Raw genomic sequence first — 19,834 nt, 5'->3', positions numbered from 1 at the left:
GTAGTAGGGTTCTGTTCCTGTGTATAAGTAGGTCTGTTATCCACAGGTGGGTTTCGCCGCAGCTTACCCACAGGGTTATGGACCTGGCTTAGGCGGGGTTTTCCACAGGGCTCATCGTGTTGATTGGCGTGAAATTCATCACTTAATTGCTGTTTGAGTGGTGCGCAGGTAGCACATCACGGCGCTCTGCTAGCAGGCAACGGCCTCAAATTGGCGCACACGACTGGATGATATGTGCAATATGCACAAAGATGTGGGCTGCCGCTGTTTGCCAAGAAGAGAAAACCCGCCGTGTGGCACAGGCATTGCAAAATCCGCTTCGATTCACTGAACCGGCGGCCGCATGCGCACTAGCGCTGGGCTGCAAACGCATGCCATGACAGGAGAGCGCCACCATGACAGATACCACCAGCACTGCGCAGGAGCAGGATTACCCGCTTAGCCCAGTACCCGAATCAGCCAGAAAAAGCCTTTGGTCCATGGGCCTGGTGCTACTTGGGTTTACCTTCTTTACCGCCACCATGTGGGCCGGCGGCACTGTCGGCACGGCCTTCGATTTCGCTACCCTGATGTGGGTATTGTTGATTGGTAATCTGTTGTTGGGTGTTTATGCCGCGGTGCTGGGTTATATCGCGGCGCGTTCGGGCTTGAATACGGCGCTGATGAGCCGGTATGCCTTTGGTGAGATTGGCAGCAAGCTGTCGGATTTTATTCTCGGTTTTACCCAGATTGGCTGGTACGCCTGGGGTACGGCGACCATGGCGCTGCTGCTGGTAAAAATGACCGGTTTGCCGGAAGGGGCCACCCTGCCGTTGATGGTGCTCTTTGGCTTTGGCTTTTGTGTCACCGCCTTTATTGGCTATCGGGGCCTGGAGTTGCTGTCGAGCGTGGCCGTGCCGGCGATGATTGTGCTGATTGCCGTCAGCATGTTTATTGCCGCGTCCGATGCCGGTGGCCTGGCTGGCCTGACCAGCATCGCGCCGACCAGCGACTTGAGCATGGCGGCGGCGATTACCCTGGTGTTTGGTACCTTTGTCAGTGGCGGCACCCAGGCTACCAACTGGACGCGCTTTGCGCGCTCCGGCAAGACAGCGGTATGGGCTACCTTGGCAGCATTCTTCCTGGGCAATGGCTTGATGACGCTGGTCGGAGCCCTGGGTGCGCTGGTGTATCAGCAGGCCGATATCGTTGACATCATGGTGGCGCAGGGATTGGCGACGCTGGGTATTCTGATGTTGTTTCTTAATCTATGGACCACCCAGGACAACACCGTCTACAACTTCGCGGTAGCCGGCTGCAACTTGCTGCGCACCCGTCGACGCAAGACGGTGACCCTGGTCGGTGCTGCCATCGGCACCCTGCTGGCGGTGCTGGGCATGTACGAGTGGCTTATACCCTTTCTGATTCTGCTGGGTACCTTCATTCCGCCGGTGGGCGGGGTCATCATGGCCAATTACTTCGTGCGTTATCGCGGCACCTATCCGGATCTGGCCAGTACACAGCTGCCGGCATTCAACCTGATTGGTTTGAGCGCCTACGCCATCGGCTCTTTTGTGGCCTACACCTCGGCCTGGATCGCGCCTGTGGTCGGTGTGTTGGTTGCCGCCTTCAGCTATGCCCTGCTGGAAACCGTGGTGGCTGGCGTCAAGGCACGACGCGCCAGCGCGCTGAGCAGCCTCTGAATCATGCTGCTACGTTGTAACGATATACCGCAACTGCCCGGCCTTGGCGCCATGCAGTTGCGTGCGGGCCTGACAGGGGCGCAGCGTGTGGTGCGCTGGCCCTATGTGGCGGAAAACCGTTCCTTCAGTCCTTGGGTCAAGGGTGGTGAGCTGGTGTTCATCACCGGTATCGGCCGCCATCACAGCCAGGGCAGTCTGACCGAGCGGCTGTATGAAGCCGTCGCCAGCGAGGTAGCCGGGTTGGTGATCCTGACCGGCGATGCCTATATAGGCCAGGTGCCAAATGCCCTGTTGCGTCTGGCCGATCAGTTGGCCATGCCGCTGCTGGAGCAACCCTACTCCCTGCCCATGGTGCAGGTTACCGAGACCATCAGTCGTGCCATAGTGCAGCGCGAGCAGGAGCAGGCACGGCAACAGGAACTGCTGGCCGGTAGCCTGCCTGAGCGGTTGCAGCAGCGGCTCGGCTCGCCAGCTGAAGTGGCCGATTTTCTGCAACCCTTTATTCAGTGCCCGGTAACCGCGTTGTTGCCGCTGCTCGATAGCCTGGGCGCCTGGTTGGCGCATCAGGGCAATCTCAGTGCTGCGGCAAAGGCGCTGGGCTGCCATCGCAACTCATTGCGCTACCGACTCGATAAACTCTTTCGCCTGACCGGTCTGGACCCACAGAAGGCCACCGACCAACACACCCTGATTCTGCTGCACGCGCTTTTGGCCGAGTTGCCCAGCGCGTCAGCCTGCCTGGAGACAGCACCATGATTCAACAGCCTGAAGCCATCATCAACGCCCGCCTCAGCGGCCAGCCTGGGCTACATACCTTGCACTTGAGCGATGGCCGTTTCAGCACCATCGAACTGCAGCAGGACAGCCTGAGTGCCACAGCGCAGCAGCTGGATGCCGCCGGCAATCTGGTACTGCCGCCCTTTGTAGAACCGCACATTCATCTGGATGCCGCGATGACCGCTGGCGAGCCGCGCTGGAACCGAAGCGGTACGCTCTTCGAGGGCATCGAGTGCTGGGCGGAACGCAAAGCCACACTGAGTCGAGAGGATGTGATCCAGCGCGCCGAGCAAACCTTGAAGCTGTTCGCCACGCACGGCATCCAGTACGTGCGCACCCATGTGGATGTCACCGACCCTGATCTCACGGCACTGCAGGCCATGGTCGAGGTACGCGAGCGGGTGCGCGAGCATATTGACCTGCAGATTGTGGCCTTTCCGCAGGAAGGTATTCTTTCCTATCCCGGTGGGCAGGACCTGATGCGCCGCGCCGTAGAGTTGGGCGCCGATGTGATCGGCGGCATTCCGCATTTCGAATTCACCCGTGACTATGGCGTGGAATCGGTGAAGCTGCTGATGGCACTGGCCGAGGCGAATGATTGCCTGGTGGATGTGCACTGCGATGAAATTGACGACCCCAACTCGCGCTTTCTCGAGGTGCTGGCCGCCGAAGCGCTGAGCCGGGATTACGGCAGCCGGGTGACCGCCAGCCACACCTGCGCCATGCATTCCTATAACAATGCCTACTGCAGCAAGCTGTTCCGCCTGTTGCAGAAGTCTGACCTGCGCTTTGTCGCCCTGCCCACCGAGAACCTTCATCTGCAGGGCCGCTTTGATGGTTATCCCAAGTCGCGCGGTATTACCCGCGTGCCCGAGCTGCTGGATGCGGGTCTCAAGGTCTGCTTCGGTCAAGATTCGATCCGCGATCCCTGGTACCCGATGGGCAATGGCAATCTGCTGCGCACCCTGGATGTAGGCCTGCACGCCTGCCATATGCTGGGCATCGAGCGCATAGAAACCGCGCTGGAGATCGTAACCGATAACGGCGCTGCCGCTTTGAACATTGCCGAATACGGTATTGCGCCAGGTCTGCCGGCACGCTGCATGGTGGTCAATGGCACTACGCCCTACGAGGTGTTGCTGAACCAGTCTCCGGTATTGGCCTCTATCCGTGACGGCCGTTGTCTGCTGCAGCGCGAAGCGCCGACCCATGAGGTACTTGGCTGGCCCTGACAAACTGCGCAGTCCCAGTTACTGCGAGGGTGGTCGGCCCGCAGACCGGCCCACATTCTGTGCTATGTTGCAGGGCTGAATGCTCCACCGCGCCCTGGGTGCGCGACCTCTCGCAAGGGCCATCTCAGTATGCCGCAAGCCGACGGACTGCCAATGCCGCAACGCCTCGGCGCGATCTTCGCCATCGCGCTGGGCGTCACCATGGCGGTGCTCGACGGCATGATTGCCAACGTGGCGTTGCCGACCATCGCCGACGACCTGGGCACCAGCGCGGCCAATTCCATCTGGATCGTCAACGCCTACCAACTGGTCATCACCATGAGCCTGCTGTCGTTGGCGTCGTTGGGAGATCTGTGGAGCTACCGCAAGGTTTACCTGATCGGACTCAGCGTGTTTGCCAGCATGTCGGTGCTTTGTGCGCTGAGTGATTCGCTGATGACCCTGACCCTAGCGCGTATGCTGCAAGGCTTTGGCGCGGCGGCGGTGATGAGCGTGAACGGCGCATTGACGCGGCTGATTTACCCCTCGCACTTGCTGGGTCGTGGCGTGGCCATCAATACCCTGATAGTCGCGGTAGCGGCCGCCGCGGGCCCCACGGTGGCCGCCGGTGTATTGGCCGTCGCCGATTGGCCCTGGTTATTTGCCATCAATGTGCCCGTCGGCTTGCTTGCCCTGGTGATGGGGTATCGATTCCTGCCAGCCAACGAAGGCTCGCGGGAGCAACGCTTCGATAAGTGGAGTGCGCTGCTTAACGCGATAACCTTTGGTTTGTTTTTTGTGGCCCTGACTGGATTTGCGCAGGGTCACGCTGGCTGGAGCATCGCTTTTCCGTTGCTTGGCGCGCTGCTGGTGGGCTGGTTTTTTGTCCGGCGGCAGCTCGATCAGCCTTTGCCGCTGTTGCCGGTGGATTTGCTGCGCATACCGATTTTCTCGCTGTCGATCGGTACCTCGGTCTGCTCCTTTGTGGCGCAGATGATGGCCATGGTCTCCATCCCCTTCTACTTTCAGAAAACCCTGGGCCTGAGTGCGATTGAAACCGGTCTGTTGATGACGCCCTGGCCACTAGCGACCATGGTCATGGCGCCAATTGCCGGGCGCCTGCTGGACCGTTTGCACGCCGGCTTGCTTGGCGGTGTGGGTCTGGCGGTTTTTGCCACTGGTCTTTTCCTGCTGGCCGCCTTGCCGCAGCAGGCCAGCCATCTGGAGATCATGTTGCGGATGCTGATCTGTGGCGCCGGCTTTGGGCTCTTTCAGTCACCCAACAACCACACCATTCTGACCTCTGCTCCCTTGCAACGCAGTGGCGGTGCCAGCGGCATGCTGAGTACCGCGCGTTTAGTCGGGCAGACCACAGGCGCGGCGCTGGTGGCCCTGGCATTCAACCTGTTCAGCGACGATGGCACCCACGCCTCGCTTATCGCGGCCGGCAGTTTCGCTGCGGTAGCCGCTGTCGTCAGTACGTTGCGCCTCCGCCAATCCGTAGCACGCTCGGGCCACTGAAAACCCGGCATCAAAAAAACGCAGTTCTGGCTTGATATCTGAAATTTCATATATATGATTAGGCAGATGTTAGAGGAAATACGCCATGACTGCGCCACTCACGTTTTTCAAATGCCTGGCAGACGATACCCGTCTGAAGATTCTGCTGTTGGTTGAGCAAGCCCAGGAACTCTGTGTCTGCGATTTGCAAACCGCGTTGCAGCTTAGCCAGCCAAAGGTGTCACGGCATTTGGCCGAGCTGCGCAAATGCGAGCTGCTGGTTGATGAGCGCCGCGGACGTTGGGTGTATTACCGCCTTAATCCGTGCTTACCCGGCTGGGCCCGTGAGGTGCTCACCACAGTCGCACGCAACAACCCCTTGTATATGGCCGAATGTTCTTTGCATTTGAACGCTGCAGAATCCTGCTGTGAGACCACACCATGAAAGTGCTTTATATCTGCACCCACAACCGTTGCCGCAGCATCCTGTGTGAGGCACTGACGCGCCATCACGCCGGGGACCGCATTGAGGCACGCAGTGCCGGAAGTCAGCCGGCAGAAGCGGTACACCCATTGACCCTGAGCCATCTTGCTGCGGCGGGCGTCGTCAGCGACGACTTGCGCAGCCAGTCCTTGGATGAACATGAAGATTTCGCGCCCGACCTGGTCATCACGGTGTGCGATTCGGCTGCCGGTGAATCCTGCCCGGTATGGTTTGGTAAGGCCGCCAAGGTACATTGGGGCCTGAGCGATCCCAGTAGCGTGCAAGGCAGTGAAGCCGAGATAGCTGACGCGTTTGCGCAGTGCATGCAGACCATCAGCGACCGGGTGCACAAACTGGCCGCACTCACCGAGCTGGAATCCGAGCAATGGCTGCCAGCCTTGCGGGCATTGGGAGCCAAAGCATGAACCTGACCGATCTGAGTTTACCGAATCTGGATCAACAGCAACTTCGCGCGCCTACCGGTGCCGACTTCAGCGCAGCGACCAGCCGTCATAAACCACGCTTTCTGCTGTTGTATGGCTCGCTGCGCAGCCGCTCCTTCAGCCGTCTGGTTATCGAGGAGTGCGCACGGTTGTTGCTGCATATGGGCGCCGAGGTGCAGATTTTTGACCCCCGTGGTTTGCCTCTGCCCGATAGCGAAGACGAGCAGCACCCAAAGGTGCAGGAGCTGCGCGAGCTGGTGATGTGGTCAGAAGGTCAGGTGTGGTGCACACCCGAACGCCATGGCGCGATGACCGGGATCATGAAGGCACAGATCGACTGGATTCCCTTGTCTCTTGGCGCGGTACGCCCCACCCAGGGCAAAACGCTGGCAGTAATGCAGGTAAGCGGCGGTTCACAGTCGTTCAACGCGGTCAATCAACTGCGCATACTGGGGCGCTGGATGCGCATGTTGACCATTCCCAATCAATCGTCAGTGGCCAAGGCTTTCATGGAGTTTGACGAGCAGGATCGGATGAAGCCCTCGGCCTACTACAACCGCATAGTCGATGTGCTTGAGGAGTTGGTGAAGTTTACCCTGCTGACACGTGACCACAGCGCGTATCTGGTTGATCGCTACTCGGAACGGGTTGAAAGCGCCGAGCAGTTGATGCAGCGCGTTAACCAGGATTCGTTATAAGGAAGCCGGAATATGGGACTGTTTGAACGTTATCTTTCGCTCTGGGTGGGGCTGGGCATCGTTGCCGGGATTGTGCTGGGTAGCCTGGCGCCTGGTGTGTTTTCGAGCCTGGCGGCAATTGAGTATGCCCAGGTCAATCTGGTGGTGGCGGTGCTCATCTGGCTGATGATCTACCCGATGATGGTGCAAATCGATTTCAGCTCGCTGAAAGACGTTGGCAAAAAGCCCAAGGGCTTGATGCTGACGCTGGTGATCAACTGGTTGGTCAAACCCTTCAGCATGGCGGTTATCGGCTGGGTGTTCTTCCGGGTGCTGTTTGCCGATTGGGTCGATCCGCAATCGGCTACCGAGTACATCGCCGGCATGATTCTTTTGGGCGCAGCGCCCTGTACCGCCATGGTGTTTATCTGGAGCCAACTGACCAAGGGTGACCCCAACTACACCCTGGTGCAGGTGTCGATCAATGACGTGATCATGGTCTTTGCCTTTGCCCCCATTACCGCTCTGCTGTTGGGGATCAGCGATATTCAGGTGCCTTGGGAAACCCTGCTGCTGGCAGTCGGGCTCTATGTGGTATTGCCGTTGATTGCCGGTGCCTTGACCCGCCGGCGGTTGGACCGCGCTGAGGATCACGCCCGGCTCGATGCCTTCGTGGCTCGGCTCAAACCGTGGTCGATCGTCGGCCTGCTGGCGACCGTGGTGCTGCTATTCGGCTTTCAGGCAGAAACCATCCTGGCTCAACCCCTGATTATCCTGTTGATTGCCATTCCGCTGCTGCTGCAAACTTACGGCATCTTCTTTATTACCTACGTAGCTGCCCGCGGCCTGCGGCTGCCGCACTCGGTGGCAGCGCCGGCCTGCCTGATTGGTACTTCCAACTTTTTCGAGCTGGCTGTGGCGGTGGCAATATCGCTGTTTGGCCTGCATTCAGGGGCTGCTTTGGCCACTGTGGTCGGCGTTTTGGTCGAGGTCCCGGTGATGCTGTCGTTGGTCTGGCTACTCAATCGCAACCGCAACCAGTTCAGCTAACAGGGATTACTTGCCAATACAGAAACTGGAAAAGATCCGCCCCAGCAGGTCATCTGCACTGAATGCACCGGTGATACTGCCGAGTGACTGTTGCGCCATGCGCAGGTCTTCGGCCAGCAGTTCGCCGGCGCCCATCAGGGTCAATTGCTGATAACCGTGCTCCAGTTGGCGGGCGGCCTCATCTAGCGCATCCAGATGCCGCCGGCGAGCGCTGAACAGGCTTTCGCCGGTTTGCTCGAAGCCCATGCAGGTTTTCAGGTGTTCACGCAGCAACTCGACGCCTTCGCCCTGGCGCGCTGACAGCCGCAGGCTGACCGAGCCGTCGGTGGCGGTGGTGACGCCCACCGAGTCGCCGGTGATGTCCACCTTGTTGTAAATCAACGTGACCTTGGCCGGATCGGGCTTCACCGCCAGAAATTCGGGCCAGAGCTGCGCGGGGTCTGAGGCTTCTGGCTGGCTGGCATCGACCATCAACAGAATGCGGTCGGCCTCGGCAATGGCGGCCATGGCCCGCTCTACTCCAATGCGTTCTACCTGATCCTCGGTATCGCGCAGGCCGGCGGTATCGATGATGTGCAGTGGCATGCCATCCAGATGAATATGCTCACGCAGAATGTCCCGCGTGGTGCCGGCAATATCCGTGACAATGGCGCTGTCACGCCCGGCCAGGGCATTGAGCAGGCTGGATTTGCCGGCATTCGGTCGGCCAGCAATCACCACGGTCATGCCATCGCGCAGCAGGGCGCCCTGCCCGGCCTGACGCTGCACCTGGCGCAGTTCGGCCTGCACCGCTTCCAGTTGCGAGAGCACATGGCCATCGGCGAGAAAGTCGATCTCTTCCTCAGGGAAGTCGATGGCCGCTTCTACATAGATACGCAGGGCAATCAGGGATTCGGTCAGCGCGTTAACGCGTTGGGAGAACGCGCCTTGCAGGGAGTTCAGTGCATTGCGCGCAGCCTGCTCGGAGCTGGCCTCGATCAAATCGGCAATGGCCTCGGCCTGGGCCAGGTCTAGCTTGTCGTTCAAAAACGCGCGTTCGCTGAACTCCCCCGGGCGGGCCTGGCGCGCTCCTGCGGCCAGACAGGCCTTGAGCAACAGATCCATCACTACCGGGCCGCCATGACCCTGCAGCTCCAGCACGTCTTCACCGGTAAAGGAATGCGGGCCGGGGAAGAACAGCGTCAGGCCCTGATCCAGCGCCTGCTCGCCAGACCAGAATGGCCCGTAATGCGCATGCCGTGGCTGCGGTTCGCGGCGGGCAATCTGCTTGGCGATGCTCAGCGCCGCCGGCCCGGAGACCCGAATAATACCGACGCCACCCTGCCCCGGTGCAGTGGCCAGCGCGGCTATGGTGTCGGCGTGGTAGGGCTGATTCATGGTGGCTCCTGGCAATAGGCTGGGATAGCAGGCAGAAAGCAAAACGCCCCGAAAACGGGGCGTTTGACTGGGTCTGTTATCGCCCGAGGGCGATCAGCTCTTGGCGGCTGCGCCCTTCTCGATCTGGCGAGTAATGTACCACTGTTGCGCGATGGACAGGCAGTTGTTGACTACCCAGTACAGCACCAGACCCGCCGGGAACCAGAGGAAGAAGAAGGTGAAGACAATCGGCAGCATCTTCATCACCTTGGCCTGCATCGGGTCGGGCGGCGTCGGGTTCAACTGCTGCTGCAGGAACATGGTCGCGCCCATGATGATCGGCAGAATGAAGTAGGGGTCTTTCAGCGACAGGTCGGTGATCCAGCCCAGCCATTCAGCCTGGCGAATCTCGACGCTTTCCATCAGTACCCAGTACAAGGAGATAAACACCGGCATCTGTACCAGAATCGGCAGACAGCCACCGAGTGGATTGATCTTCTCTTTCTTGTACAGCTCCATCATGCCCTGCGACATTTTCTGACGGTCATCGCCGTGCTGCTCACGCAGCGCTTGCAGCTTGGGAGCCACACGGCGCATGTTGGCCATGGAGCGGTAGCTGGTGGCCGACAGCGGGAAGAAGATCAGCTTGATCAGACAGGTCAGCAGGATGATGCTCCAGCCCCAGTTGCCAACAAAGCTGTAGATAAAGCTCAGCACTACGAACAGTGGCTGCGCAATCCACCACAGGAAACCGTAATCGATGGTCAAATCCAGGCCGGGCGAGATTGCCTTGAGATCGTCCTGAATTTTTGGGCCGGCGTAGAACTGGGTTTTGATGCTGGACTGCTCACCAGGCGCTACGCTGACCGAAGGGCTGGTGAAGCGCACGATGTAGTTGCCGTTGCTGTCCTTCAGGGTGCTGAAGGTATGCTGGGTGTTGGCATCGGGTACCCAGGCGGTAACGAAATAGTGCTGTAGCCAGGCAATCCAGCCGCCGTTGACCTTTTCATTCAGCTTCTCGTCATCCAGCTCGCCCATCTTCATCTTGGTGTAGGAGCTGTCAGCGCTCCAGTAGGCCGCGCCGAGGAAGGTCGCCATGCCGGTGGCGGTTGAGCTGGAGGGGTCTCCGCTGTCGTCACGTTTGAGCTGGCCAAAGGCGCTGCCGGACCAGGCTTCGCTGCTCTGGTTGTCGATCAGGTAATCTACTTCCACCAGGTAAGAATCACGGGTGAAGGTGTAACGCTTGATGAAGTTGACGCCGTTGTTGCTGGTTTTCAGGTCAACAGTCAGGCTGTCCTGCCCTTCGCTCAACTGATAGCTGCTCTGCGCGCTAGTGTAGCGGGCACGGCCTTGGCTGCTGTCCGGACCCTGGCGACCGGTCAGCCCGCTCTGGGCGACGTACAGGCGGTTGCTCGATTGCTCCATCAACTGGAACGGCAGGTCGGGTCTATCCTTGCGCGCCGGATACTTGGGCAGCGACAGCGAGACGATATCGCCACCAATCGGGTTGATGGTTACGTTCAGGCTGTCGGTGGCTACCTGAATCAGATTGTCATTCTGCTTGGCTGGTAGGTCTGCAGCGCTGATGCTCGCATCGCCGTTGGCATCAATCGGCTGGGGCACATCGCTGTTGTCCCCGTTGGCCAGAGGTGCAGTTTCGGTTGGCAGATCGGAATTGCCGGCCGGCGCAACACTGGTTTCAGCAACAGGCGGCAAGTCCTGCTGCATGAAATCCTTGTTCCACTGCAACACCATGAGATAGGTAATCACGAGCAAGGCAGCTATGAGGATATTTCGTTGCATGTTCATGGTTTGTTGGCCATCTGGGAAGATCGGTTGTCAGAAGGGGGTACAGGATCATACCCGCCTGGATTCCACGGGTGACAGCGCCCCAGGCGCCGGGCACTCAATGCCGCACCCTTGAGCAAGCCATGTTCTTCAATGGCTTCCTGGGCGTAGCAGGAACAGGAGGGATAGAAACGGCAATGGCTGGCCATCAGTGGACTGATAGCGTAGCGGTAAACCTTGATCAGTCCGAGCGCGAGACTACGCATGGGATGACGGTGGTCCAGAAGTGCGTGAGCGATTTTTCGTAGCGGTCTTGATAAGCCTGCGCCACATGCCTTGGTAGAGGTCATGCAGCGCAGTATTGTCCAGGTCGCCTACGCCCTTGCGGGCCAGCACGACAATGTCCAGATTGCCCAGCTCAGCGCGATGCTGGCGGAACGATTCACGGGCGATACGCTTGACCTTGTTGCGATCAACTGCCCGTCGGACATTTTTCTTGGCAATAACCAGACCCAGTCTTGCGTGTGCCAGGTCGTTCTCTCTGGCAAGCAACAGCAGACTGGGTCCTGAGGCTTTGCAGGTGGCTCCATCGAATACGTTCTTGAACTGAGCAGGCGTTAATAACCTGAATTCAGGAGCGAAGCCGAGACCCACCTGGCAGCCGGTTCTTATGCTGACAGGCGCTGACGGCCTTTGGCACGACGACGGGCCAAAACCGCACGACCGTTTTTGGTGGCCATACGTGCACGGAAACCATGGTTGCGCTTGCGCTTCAGTACGCTGGGTTGGAACGTTCTTTTCATCTTCAAATACCTGAGTAATTCACATCAGAGCAGAGTGCCCTTTCAAGGGATCGGCAATTCTAGAGAATAAGATCGGTCAGGTCAATTTGATTTGAGCTCTGATGTACAAGTAAAAACAAAATAAAATCAAATCTTTAAATAGATAAATGTAAATACTGTATATGGTAAGCCACTTTTCTGTGGGTAAGTGCCTAATAGGCTTTTAAATCAGTGGCTTGAGACAAGTATAAGGCTGTGGGCAAGCAGTTGGCGGATCCCTTGGGTTGCTGTGCGGCGGCTGTGGATAAAAGAGCTAGATATCCACAGGTAGATTTATCCACTGATTCCAACACCATTTGCCAACAAGGTTGGGGGCGACTTCTCCACAGGGCTCAGAGGTGCCTATTTACAAGGTCTTACGCTGGCAGGGCGACTTTATGGTGGCTCATGGGGCACTTTTGGATGCGGTGAAAAGTCGGCGGCAGTGGTTGTTCGGTGTGGATAAGTCAGGGGCGAAGGGATAGAATAAGCGGCTATGTTGTACCGTCTTGAGCTCAGGCTTTTGCTGGTATCCATCCGTCTTAAATAAGAACCGCCGTGCCGGCGGACCGGGGGATTTAGTGTCTGTTGCACTTTGGCAGCAATGCATCGATTTTTTGCGAGATGAGCTTCCATCCCAACAGTTCAATACGTGGATACGTCCCTTGCAGGTGGATGGCGATCAATCCGAGATTCGCCTCTATGCGCCCAACCGTTTTGTACTTGACTGGGTTAACGACAAATACCTGAATCGCATTCAGGAACTGCTGGATGATTTGTCGCACGGTCAGGCGCCATTGGTTTCCCTGTTGATCGGCAGCCGCCGTTCTACTTCACCCGCTGCGGCATCACCGCAAGCTGCCGCTGCCCCGGCCAGCACACCTGCTCCGGCTCCTGTGCCAGCGCCCGCTGCTGCGCCGCGTGCACAAGTCAGTGCGCAGGGCTTCCAACCCGAGTCGGCCAACCAGCCGGTAGAGTCCGATGAAGAGAACCGCACCAGTCCTGAGCGCAGTGAGCAGGCCACGGCCAATCTGATCAAGCACACCAGCTACCTGAATCGCAGTTTTACCTTCGAGAACTTTGTTGAGGGTAAGTCCAACCAGTTGGCGCGCGCCGCTGCCTGGCAAGTGGCCGACAATCTGAAACACGGCTACAACCCCCTGTTCCTTTATGGCGGCGTGGGGCTGGGTAAAACCCACTTGATGCATGCGGTGGGCAATCATCTATTAAAGAAGAACCCGGCTGCCAAGATCGTCTACCTGCATTCCGAGCGTTTTGTCGCCGACATGGTCAAGGCGCTGCAGATGAATGCGATTAATGACTTCAAGCGCTATTACCGTTCGGTCGACGCGCTGCTGATTGATGACATTCAGTTCTTCGCCAAAAAAGAGCGGTCGCAGGAAGAGTTCTTCCATACCTTTAACGCGCTGCTCGAAGGTGGTCAGCAGGTCATTCTGACCAGTGATCGCTATCCGCGCGAGATCGACGGCCTGGAAGAGCGCCTCAAATCCCGGTTTGGTTGGGGGTTAACGGTTGCAGTTGAACCGCCAGAGCTGGAAACCCGTGTTGCCATTCTAATGAAGAAGGCGGAGCAGTCGCGGGTGGATTTGCCCCACGATGCGGCCTTCTTTATCGCCCAGCGCATTCGCTCCAACGTCCGTGAGCTCGAAGGTGCGCTCAAGCGGGTGATCGCCAGTTCTCACTTTATGGGTCGGGACATTACCATCGAGTTGATTCGCGACTCGCTGAAAGATCTGCTGGCTCTGCAGGATAAGCTGGTCAGTATTGATAACATCCAGCGTACGGTGGCGGAGTATTACAAGATCAAGGTCTCCGATGTGCTGTCCAAGCGACGCTCGCGTTCGGTTGCGCGTCCGCGCCAGGTGGCCATGGCGTTGTCCAAGGAGCTGACCAACCACAGCTTGCCGGAGATCGGTGACGCCTTTGGCGGGCGCGATCACACAACTGTGCTGCACGCCACACGCAAAATTGCGGAACTGCGTGAAACCGACGCCGATATCCGCGAAGATTACAAGAATCTGTTAAGGACTCTGACTACCTGATAGTCAAATAACCATCTGCCAAACTGCACGAGGTCGAGGAAGACAATGCAATTCACCATTCAGCGCGAAGCCCTGTTGAAGCCCCTGCAATTGGTAGCCGGGGTTGTTGAGCGTCGGCAGACACTCCCGGTTCTATCCAACGTATTGCTGGTTGTTGATGGCAATACCCTGGCGATGACCGGGACTGATCTTGAGGTCGAACTGGTCGGTCGCATCAATCTGGAAGAGGCCGCAGAGGCGGGTGAAGTCACCGTTCCGGCGCGCAAGCTGATGGATATCTGCAAGTCGCTGCCAGACGACGCCACCCTCACCTTCAAGGTTGAAGAAAACAAGGCCGTGATCAAGGCAGGTCGCAGCCGTTTCACACTGGCGACGTTGCCGGCAAACGATTTCCCTAATGTGGAAGACGGCCCCGGCGCTATGAGCTTCTCTATCAGCCAGGCGAAGATGCGTCGGCTGATTGAACGTACCAGCTTCGCCATGGCGCAGCAGGACGTACGCTACTACCTCAATGGCCTGTTGTTGGAGATCAATAAGGGTCAATTGCGTGCCGTGGCCACCGATGGTCACCGCATGGCGATGTGTACTGTCGATGCAGAAATCGACTACCAGGAACGTTATCAACTCATTGTTCCCCGCAAGGGCATCCTTGAGCTGTCGCGTCTGTTGAGCGAAGCGGATAACAGCGTCAACATCGTGTTGGGTACGCATCATATTCGTGCTACCACCGGTGATTTTACCTTCACCTCGAAACTGGTCGACGGCAAGTTCCCCGATTACGAGCGGGTACTGCCGCGCGGTGGCGACAAGATCGTATTGGCAGATCGGCAAACACTGCGCGACGCTTTTAGCCGCACCGCCATTCTGTCGAACGAAAAGTATCGCGGTATTCGGTTGATGCTGCAGGCAGGCCAGTTGAAGATTCAGGCCAACAACCCTGAGCAGGAAGAAGCAGAAGAGGAAGTGATGGTTGATTACAACGGCAGCCCGTTGGAAATCGGCTTCAACGTCAGCTACCTGCTGGATGTCATGAACGTGTTGGGCCACGAACAAGCCAAGCTGATTTTGTCTGACGCCAATAGTAGTGCGTTGGTGCAGGAAGCAGAGTCGGAAGACAGCCTCTACGTCGTCATGCCGATGCGTCTCTGAACGCACTATGCCCCTCAAACGTTTGACGGTCACCGCGGTGCGCAATTTGCACCCGGTGACGATTCTCCCCTCCCCTCGTATCAATCTTATCTCTGGCGCTAACGGCAGCGGAAAAACCAGCTTGCTTGAAGCGATTCATATTCTTGGCCTTGCACGCTCCTTTCGTAGTACCCGCCTGCAGCCCGTCATTCAGTATGAGCAAGCCACCTGTACGGTGTTCGCGGAAATTGAGCGCAGCGGTGTTCCTACTTGTGCCATGGGCATTTCTCGCAATCGTCAGGCTGACTATGAGATCCGTTTGAACGGTGAGAATGTGCGGAGTACAGCGCAGCTCGCGGAGACCCTGCCCCTGCAGTTGATCAATCCGGAAAGCTTTCGGTTACTTGAGGGCGCCCCTAAACAGCGGCGGCAGTACCTCGACTGGGGTGTGTTCCACGTGGAACATCGTTTTTTGCCGACATGGCAAAGGCTGCAAAAAAGCCTCAAGCAACGGAATTCATTGCTACGACGTGGTAGAATCGAGCGTTCGATGTTAGCCCCGTGGGAAGCTGAGTTGATCGCGGCCGGAGAGCAGATTGATGCCTTCCGGCGCACTTATATAGCTGCGCTGAAACCGGTATTCGAAGCTGTGTTGGGCGAGTTGCTGTCATTGGATGGTCTTTCACTCAGCTACTACCGTGGCTGGGATAAGGATCGCTCTTTGGTTGAGGTTCTGGATTCTCAGTTTGAGCGAGACATGGCTATCGGGCATACCCAGTCTGGACCCCAGCGCGCCGATTTGCGGCTGCGTATCAATGGTCTGAACGCAGCTGAGGTGCTGTCTCGGGGGCAACAGAAGCTTGTGGTCTGTGGGCTGAAGCTTGCGCAGGGGCGGCTGCTTAAAGATTTGGGACGGCAGAGCGATTGTCTGTTTTTGGTAGATGATCTGCCGTCCGAGTTGGACAAACAGCACAGGGATGCCTTGTGCCGATTGCTGGAATCGCTGGATTGCCAGGTTTTTATCACCTGCGTGGAAGCGGATCCACTGCGAGATTGCTGGCGTAGTGAAACACCTTTATCCATGTTCCACGTGGAACATGGACACATTGTGCAGACCGAATGAAGTCTGGAGTGACTTAAGATGACCGATAATAATGCCTATGATTCATCAAGCATCAAGGTCCTTAAAGGCCTTGATGCAGTCCGTAAGCGACCCGGTATGTATATTGGGGATACGGACGATGGCACCGGCCTCCACCATATGGTCTTTGAAGTCGTCGATAACTCTATCGATGAAGCCCTCGCCGGGCACTGTACCGATATCGACATCATCATCCATACCGATGAGTCCATTACCGTGCGTGACAACGGTCGCGGCATCCCGGTAGACGCTCACGAAGAGGGTGTCTCCGCAGCCGAGGTCATCATGACCGTGCTGCACGCCGGCGGTAAGTTTGACGATAACAGCTACAAGGTCTCCGGCGGCCTGCACGGTGTAGGTGTTTCCGTGGTGAACGCGCTCTCTGAGGAGCTTATTCTGACAGTACGTCGTCACAATAAGGTATGGGAGCAAACCTACGTTCACGGCGTCCCACAGGCCCCTCTGGCAGCCGTAGGCGATACCGATAGCACAGGTACCCAGATCCACTTCAAGCCGTCTGCCGAGACGTTCAGCAGCATCAGCTTCAGCTGGGATATCCTCGCCAAGCGTCTGCGCGAACTCTCCTTCCTCAACTCGGGTGTAGGTATCAACCTGACTGACGAGCGCAGTGGCAAGAAGGAGCTGTTCAAGTACGAAGGTGGTCTGCGTGCTTTCGTTGAGTATCTCAACGTCAACAAGAGCACCATCAACTCAGTATTCCATTTCAATCTGCAGCGCGACGACGGCATTGCCGTGGAAGTGGCGATGCAGTGGAATGACAGCTTTAACGAAAGTATCCTCTGCTTCACCAACAACATTCCGCAGCGCGATGGTGGTACTCACCTGGCCGGTTTCCGCAGCGCCCTAACGCGCACGCTGAATACTTACATCGAGCAAGAAGGCTTGTTGAAGAAGCTCAAGGTCAACACCTCTGGCGACGACGCTCGGGAAGGTCTGACCGCGATCATTTCCGTGAAGGTGCCGGACCCCAAATTTTCCTCGCAGACCAAGGATAAGCTGGTTTCATCCGAGGTGAAGACCGCGGTCGAGCAGGAAATGAACAAGTCCTTCGCAGACTATTTGCTGGAAAAACCGGGTGAAGCCAAAGCGGTGGTCGGCAAGATGATCGATGCTGCGCGCGCCCGCGAAGCCGCCCGCAAGGCGCGGGAAATGACCCGTCGTAAGGGCGCGCTGGATATCGCTGGTCTGCCCGGCAAGCTGGCCGACTGTCAGGAAAAAGACCCTGGTCTTTCCGAACTCTACATAGTGGAAGGGGACTCGGCCGGCGGATCCGCCAAGCAGGGCCGAAACCGTAAAACGCAGGCTATCTTGCCGCTCAAGGGCAAAATCCTTAACGTCGAAAAAGCGCGCTTCGACAAGATGCTCTCCTCCGCCGAAGTTGGCACGCTGATTACCGCGCTGGGCTGTGGTATTGGTCGTGAAGAGTTCAACATCGAGAAGCTGCGTTACCACAACATCATCATCATGACCGATGCTGACGTCGACGGTTCGCACATTCGCACTCTGCTGCTGACGTTCTTCTTCCGCCAGATGCCGGAATTGATCGAGAACGGCTACATCTATATCGCCCAGCCGCCGCTGTACAAGATCAAGAAAGGCAAGCAAGAGCAGTACTTGAAGGACGATGAGGCGCTGGAAGAGTACCTTACCCAGTCCGCGCTGGAAGATTCCTACCTGTACGTTAACGAAGATGCTCCCGGTATCACCGGTGAGGCGCTGGAGCGTATCGTGCAGGAATTCCGAGCGGTCATGCGTACCCTCAAGCGCCTCGCGCGCCTCTACCCGCAGGAGCTGATGGAGCACTTCATCTACCTGCCGCGTTTGAGCGTAGACAACCTGGCCGACAAAGCCTTCATGGAAGGCTGGCTGAAAGGGTTTGCCGAGCGTGTAGCCACCGGTGACAAATCCGGCCAGCAATACAATGTCAGCCTGCGGGAAGACCGCGAGCGTCATCTGTGGCTGCCCGAGGTTGAATCCATCACCCACGGCCTGTCGAGCTACATCACCTTCAACCGTGATCTGTTCGCCAGTAACGATTACCGCACCATGGCCGAACTCGGCGAGAAATTGCAGAGTCTGCTGGAATCCGGCGCCTACATGCAGCGCGGTGAGAAGAAAAAGCCGATCAGCACCTTCAAGGAAGCGCTTGAATGGATGATGAACGAGACTGCCCGTCGCCACACCATTCAGCGCTATAAGGGTCTTGGCGAGATGAACCCGGAACAGCTCTGGGAAACCACCATGGACCCGGAGAGCCGCCGTATGTTGCGGGTGAATATCGAAGACGCCATTGCGGCGGATCAGATCTTCAACACGCTGATGGGCGACCACGTTGAACCGCGCCGTGACTTTATCGAAAGTAACGCCTTGGCGGTGTCCAACCTGGACGTGTGATCAACAACTAGTGTGTAGTGCTGAAAAACCCCTTAATCCGTATGGATTAAGGGGTTTTCTTTTGCCTTTACTGCACGCTGTGTTTAACGGAAATCGTCGGTCAGATCTGAGTCGGAGAAGCCGGTAGACGGGGCCTTGAACTCCAGCTCTGCTTCGGCGGCAGGGGCGCCAGATCCGGACTGCTCCATCTTTAACGGTGACTCGCTACGAGTATCGTTGAATTTGGCCTTGAGTTTGAGATCGGTTGGCGAATCAGCGTAGCGCAGGGCCATTTCCATGCTCACTGTCCCGGCGCTGACCAGTTCGTGCAGGTGCTGATCGAAGCTCTGCAGGCCAGGCTCCTGACCGCGGTTCATTGAATCCTTGATCTCGCTCAGTTCGTCTCTGGCGATCAGATTGCGGATATAAGGCGTACGCAAGAGTACCTCCACCGCCGCCACCCGCTTCTTCTCGGTGCCGGGCACCAGACGTTGGGCGATGATACCGGCGAGATTCGCCGAGATATCGCCAAGGGTTTGTTTGCGTTCGCCGTCGGGAAAGAGATTAACGATGCGATCTACCGCCTGAACGCTGTTGGTGGCGTGCAGAGTAGCGACGACAAGATGGCCGGTTTCGCTGTAGTGCAGGGCGTGCTGCATGGTCTGGCGATCACGAATTTCACCGATCATGATCACGTCGGGTGATTCGCGCAATACGTTGCGCAGCGCATGGGCGAAGCTTTGCGTATCCAGGCCCACTTCACGCTGATCGATGATTGCCTTCTTGTGTTTGTGCAGGAACTCGATCGGGTCTTCTATACAGACAATATGCCCGGCGCGGTGAGTATTGCGGTAGTCCAGCATGGCCGCCAGTGTCGTGGACTTGCCCGAACCGGTAGCGCCGACCACCAGGACCAGGCCGCGATCCTTCAGTGCCAGTTTCTCCAGTTGCTTGGGCAAACCCAGTTCGGCAAAGGCGGGGATCTTGTGGCTGATGTGGCGGATCACCATGCCCACTTCGCCGCGCTGGTAGTAGACGTTCACGCGAAAACGCCCAACTTGCGGCAAGCCGACCGCGAGGTTCATTTCCTGCTCGACCTCAAACTCGGCGATCTGCTTCTCGCTCATCAGTTGCCAGGCCAGATCCTTGACCGCGCCATTGGCCAGCGGCTGATTGCCGAAGGCAAAGAATTCACCTTCGCGCTTGAGCGTGACCGGTGCACCCACGCTGAAGAACAGGTCGGATCCTTCCTTTTCTACCAGCGCTTTCAGGTAGCGATGAATATCCATGTCGTGTTCCGATCTGATGTTGATTGTAAG

At 57.6% G+C, this 19,834-nt stretch carries 18 protein-coding genes; 12 read left to right on the top strand and 6 right to left on the bottom strand.

Annotated elements, in window-relative coordinates; all coding sequences use genetic code 11:
• Window positions 1–395 precede the first annotated feature (395 nt).
• From codB to arsB, 8 genes are all read left to right on the top strand, one after another.
• Window positions 396–1,682 (top strand): cytosine permease, encoded by a 1,287-nt coding sequence (codB, locus tag BLU26_RS12045; protein WP_092286994.1) that lies wholly within the window; start codon window positions 396–398, stop codon window positions 1,680–1,682.
• Between the two features lie 3 nt (window positions 1,683–1,685).
• On the top strand, window positions 1,686–2,438 hold the full coding sequence (locus BLU26_RS12040; protein ID WP_092286992.1) for a PucR family transcriptional regulator: 753 nt from the start codon (window positions 1,686–1,688) through the stop codon (window positions 2,436–2,438).
• Complete coding sequence (gene codA / locus BLU26_RS12035; RefSeq protein ID WP_092286990.1) at window positions 2,435–3,691, top strand: cytosine deaminase; 1,257 nt, start codon at window positions 2,435–2,437, stop codon at window positions 3,689–3,691. Before BLU26_RS12040 ends, codA begins: the two co-directional genes overlap by 4 nt.
• A gap of 153 nt (window positions 3,692–3,844) precedes the next feature.
• A complete protein-coding gene (locus BLU26_RS12030) occupies window positions 3,845–5,191 on the top strand; it encodes an MFS transporter (RefSeq protein ID WP_231701938.1) in 1,347 nt (448 codons plus the stop codon).
• Window positions 5,192–5,276: 85 nt separating this feature from the next.
• Complete coding sequence (locus BLU26_RS12025) at window positions 5,277–5,615, top strand: metalloregulator ArsR/SmtB family transcription factor (protein ID WP_092286986.1); 339 nt, start codon at window positions 5,277–5,279, stop codon at window positions 5,613–5,615.
• A complete protein-coding gene (locus tag BLU26_RS12020; protein ID WP_092286984.1) occupies window positions 5,612–6,079 on the top strand; it encodes an arsenate reductase ArsC in 468 nt (155 codons plus the stop codon). The genes BLU26_RS12025 and BLU26_RS12020 overlap by 4 nt, the downstream gene beginning before the upstream one ends.
• Window positions 6,076–6,795: an arsenical resistance protein ArsH gene (gene arsH / locus BLU26_RS12015; protein ID WP_092288471.1), complete on the top strand. Its 720-nt coding sequence runs from the start codon at window positions 6,076–6,078 to the stop codon at window positions 6,793–6,795. The genes BLU26_RS12020 and arsH overlap by 4 nt, the downstream gene beginning before the upstream one ends.
• A gap of 12 nt (window positions 6,796–6,807) precedes the next feature.
• Window positions 6,808–7,824 (top strand): ACR3 family arsenite efflux transporter, encoded by a 1,017-nt coding sequence (arsB, locus tag BLU26_RS12010; protein WP_092286982.1) that lies wholly within the window; start codon window positions 6,808–6,810, stop codon window positions 7,822–7,824.
• 6 nt (window positions 7,825–7,830) lie between these two features.
• Here arsB and mnmE read toward each other — a convergent pair whose 3' ends face one another.
• The 5 genes from mnmE to rpmH all read right to left on the bottom strand — a co-directional run bounded on the left by mnmE (window position 7,831) and on the right by rpmH (window position 11,771).
• Entirely contained in the window at window positions 7,831–9,201 is a 1,371-nt protein-coding gene (gene mnmE, locus BLU26_RS12005; RefSeq protein ID WP_092286980.1) for a tRNA uridine-5-carboxymethylaminomethyl(34) synthesis GTPase MnmE, read from the bottom strand.
• Between the two features lie 93 nt (window positions 9,202–9,294).
• Window positions 9,295–10,989, bottom strand: coding sequence for a membrane protein insertase YidC (gene yidC / locus BLU26_RS12000; RefSeq protein WP_092286978.1), 1,695 nt, complete (start codon window positions 10,987–10,989; stop codon window positions 9,295–9,297).
• On the bottom strand, window positions 10,986–11,234 hold the full coding sequence (gene yidD, locus BLU26_RS11995) for a membrane protein insertion efficiency factor YidD (RefSeq protein WP_092286976.1): 249 nt from the start codon (window positions 11,232–11,234) through the stop codon (window positions 10,986–10,988). The genes yidC and yidD overlap by 4 nt, the downstream gene beginning before the upstream one ends.
• The gene (gene rnpA, locus BLU26_RS11990; RefSeq protein ID WP_092286974.1) at window positions 11,227–11,622 is read right to left on the bottom strand and encodes a ribonuclease P protein component; all 396 of its coding nucleotides are present in this window, start codon (window positions 11,620–11,622) and stop codon (window positions 11,227–11,229) included. The genes yidD and rnpA overlap by 8 nt, the downstream gene beginning before the upstream one ends.
• 14 nt (window positions 11,623–11,636) lie before the next feature.
• Window positions 11,637–11,771, bottom strand: coding sequence for a 50S ribosomal protein L34 (gene rpmH, locus BLU26_RS11985; protein ID WP_092286972.1), 135 nt, complete (start codon window positions 11,769–11,771; stop codon window positions 11,637–11,639).
• Window positions 11,772–12,370: 599 nt separating this feature from the next.
• On the opposite strand from rpmH, the gene dnaA reads away from it, so the two are divergent.
• Genes dnaA through gyrB form a run of 4 tightly spaced genes read left to right on the top strand, consistent with a single transcriptional unit; the run spans window position 12,371 to window position 18,536 of the window.
• Window positions 12,371–13,852: a chromosomal replication initiator protein DnaA gene (dnaA, locus tag BLU26_RS11980; protein WP_092286970.1), complete on the top strand. Its 1,482-nt coding sequence runs from the start codon at window positions 12,371–12,373 to the stop codon at window positions 13,850–13,852.
• Between the two features lie 45 nt (window positions 13,853–13,897).
• Window positions 13,898–15,001, top strand: a complete 1,104-nt coding sequence (gene dnaN / locus BLU26_RS11975) for a DNA polymerase III subunit beta (RefSeq protein WP_092286968.1) — start codon at window positions 13,898–13,900, stop codon at window positions 14,999–15,001.
• Between the two features lie 7 nt (window positions 15,002–15,008).
• Window positions 15,009–16,103, top strand: coding sequence for a DNA replication/repair protein RecF (gene recF / locus BLU26_RS11970; protein WP_092286966.1), 1,095 nt, complete (start codon window positions 15,009–15,011; stop codon window positions 16,101–16,103).
• 18 nt (window positions 16,104–16,121) lie between these two features.
• On the top strand, window positions 16,122–18,536 hold the full coding sequence (gene gyrB, locus BLU26_RS11965; protein ID WP_092286964.1) for a DNA topoisomerase (ATP-hydrolyzing) subunit B: 2,415 nt from the start codon (window positions 16,122–16,124) through the stop codon (window positions 18,534–18,536).
• Between the two features lie 83 nt (window positions 18,537–18,619).
• Here gyrB and BLU26_RS11960 read toward each other — a convergent pair whose 3' ends face one another.
• Window positions 18,620–19,828 carry a PilT/PilU family type 4a pilus ATPase gene (locus tag BLU26_RS11960; RefSeq protein ID WP_407920352.1) on the bottom strand — a complete coding sequence of 403 codons (1,209 nt, stop codon included), beginning with the start codon at window positions 19,826–19,828 and terminating at the stop codon, window positions 18,620–18,622.
• Between the last annotated feature and the right edge of the window lie 6 nt (window positions 19,829–19,834).

The organism is Halopseudomonas sabulinigri, from assembly GCF_900105255.1.
GTDB lineage: Bacteria > Pseudomonadota > Gammaproteobacteria > Pseudomonadales > Pseudomonadaceae > Halopseudomonas > Halopseudomonas sabulinigri.
This window is presented reverse-complemented; position numbering and strand designations above follow the sequence as displayed.

What these genes read in the sequence shown, in the direction of transcription:
- dnaN (WP_092286968.1), top strand. Translation starts at nt 13,898, where the DNA reads ATGCAATTCACCATTCAGCGCGAAGCCCTGTTGAAGCCCCTGCAATTG.
- BLU26_RS12030 (WP_231701938.1), top strand. Translation starts at nt 3,845, where the DNA reads ATGCCGCAACGCCTCGGCGCGATCTTCGCCATCGCGCTGGGCGTCACC.
- mnmE (WP_092286980.1), bottom strand. Translation starts at nt 9,201, where the DNA reads ATGAATCAGCCCTACCACGCCGACACCATAGCCGCGCTGGCCACTGCA.
- BLU26_RS12040 (WP_092286992.1), top strand. Translation starts at nt 1,686, where the DNA reads ATGCTGCTACGTTGTAACGATATACCGCAACTGCCCGGCCTTGGCGCC.
- rpmH (WP_092286972.1), bottom strand. Translation starts at nt 11,771, where the DNA reads ATGAAAAGAACGTTCCAACCCAGCGTACTGAAGCGCAAGCGCAACCAT.
- recF (WP_092286966.1), top strand. Translation starts at nt 15,009, where the DNA reads ATGCCCCTCAAACGTTTGACGGTCACCGCGGTGCGCAATTTGCACCCG.
- BLU26_RS12025 (WP_092286986.1), top strand. Translation starts at nt 5,277, where the DNA reads ATGACTGCGCCACTCACGTTTTTCAAATGCCTGGCAGACGATACCCGT.
- yidD (WP_092286976.1), bottom strand. Translation starts at nt 11,234, where the DNA reads ATGCGTAGTCTCGCGCTCGGACTGATCAAGGTTTACCGCTACGCTATC.
- arsB (WP_092286982.1), top strand. Translation starts at nt 6,808, where the DNA reads ATGGGACTGTTTGAACGTTATCTTTCGCTCTGGGTGGGGCTGGGCATC.
- BLU26_RS12020 (WP_092286984.1), top strand. Translation starts at nt 5,612, where the DNA reads ATGAAAGTGCTTTATATCTGCACCCACAACCGTTGCCGCAGCATCCTG.
- gyrB (WP_092286964.1), top strand. Translation starts at nt 16,122, where the DNA reads ATGACCGATAATAATGCCTATGATTCATCAAGCATCAAGGTCCTTAAA.
- codA (WP_092286990.1), top strand. Translation starts at nt 2,435, where the DNA reads ATGATTCAACAGCCTGAAGCCATCATCAACGCCCGCCTCAGCGGCCAG.
- arsH (WP_092288471.1), top strand. Translation starts at nt 6,076, where the DNA reads ATGAACCTGACCGATCTGAGTTTACCGAATCTGGATCAACAGCAACTT.
- codB (WP_092286994.1), top strand. Translation starts at nt 396, where the DNA reads ATGACAGATACCACCAGCACTGCGCAGGAGCAGGATTACCCGCTTAGC.
- yidC (WP_092286978.1), bottom strand. Translation starts at nt 10,989, where the DNA reads ATGAACATGCAACGAAATATCCTCATAGCTGCCTTGCTCGTGATTACC.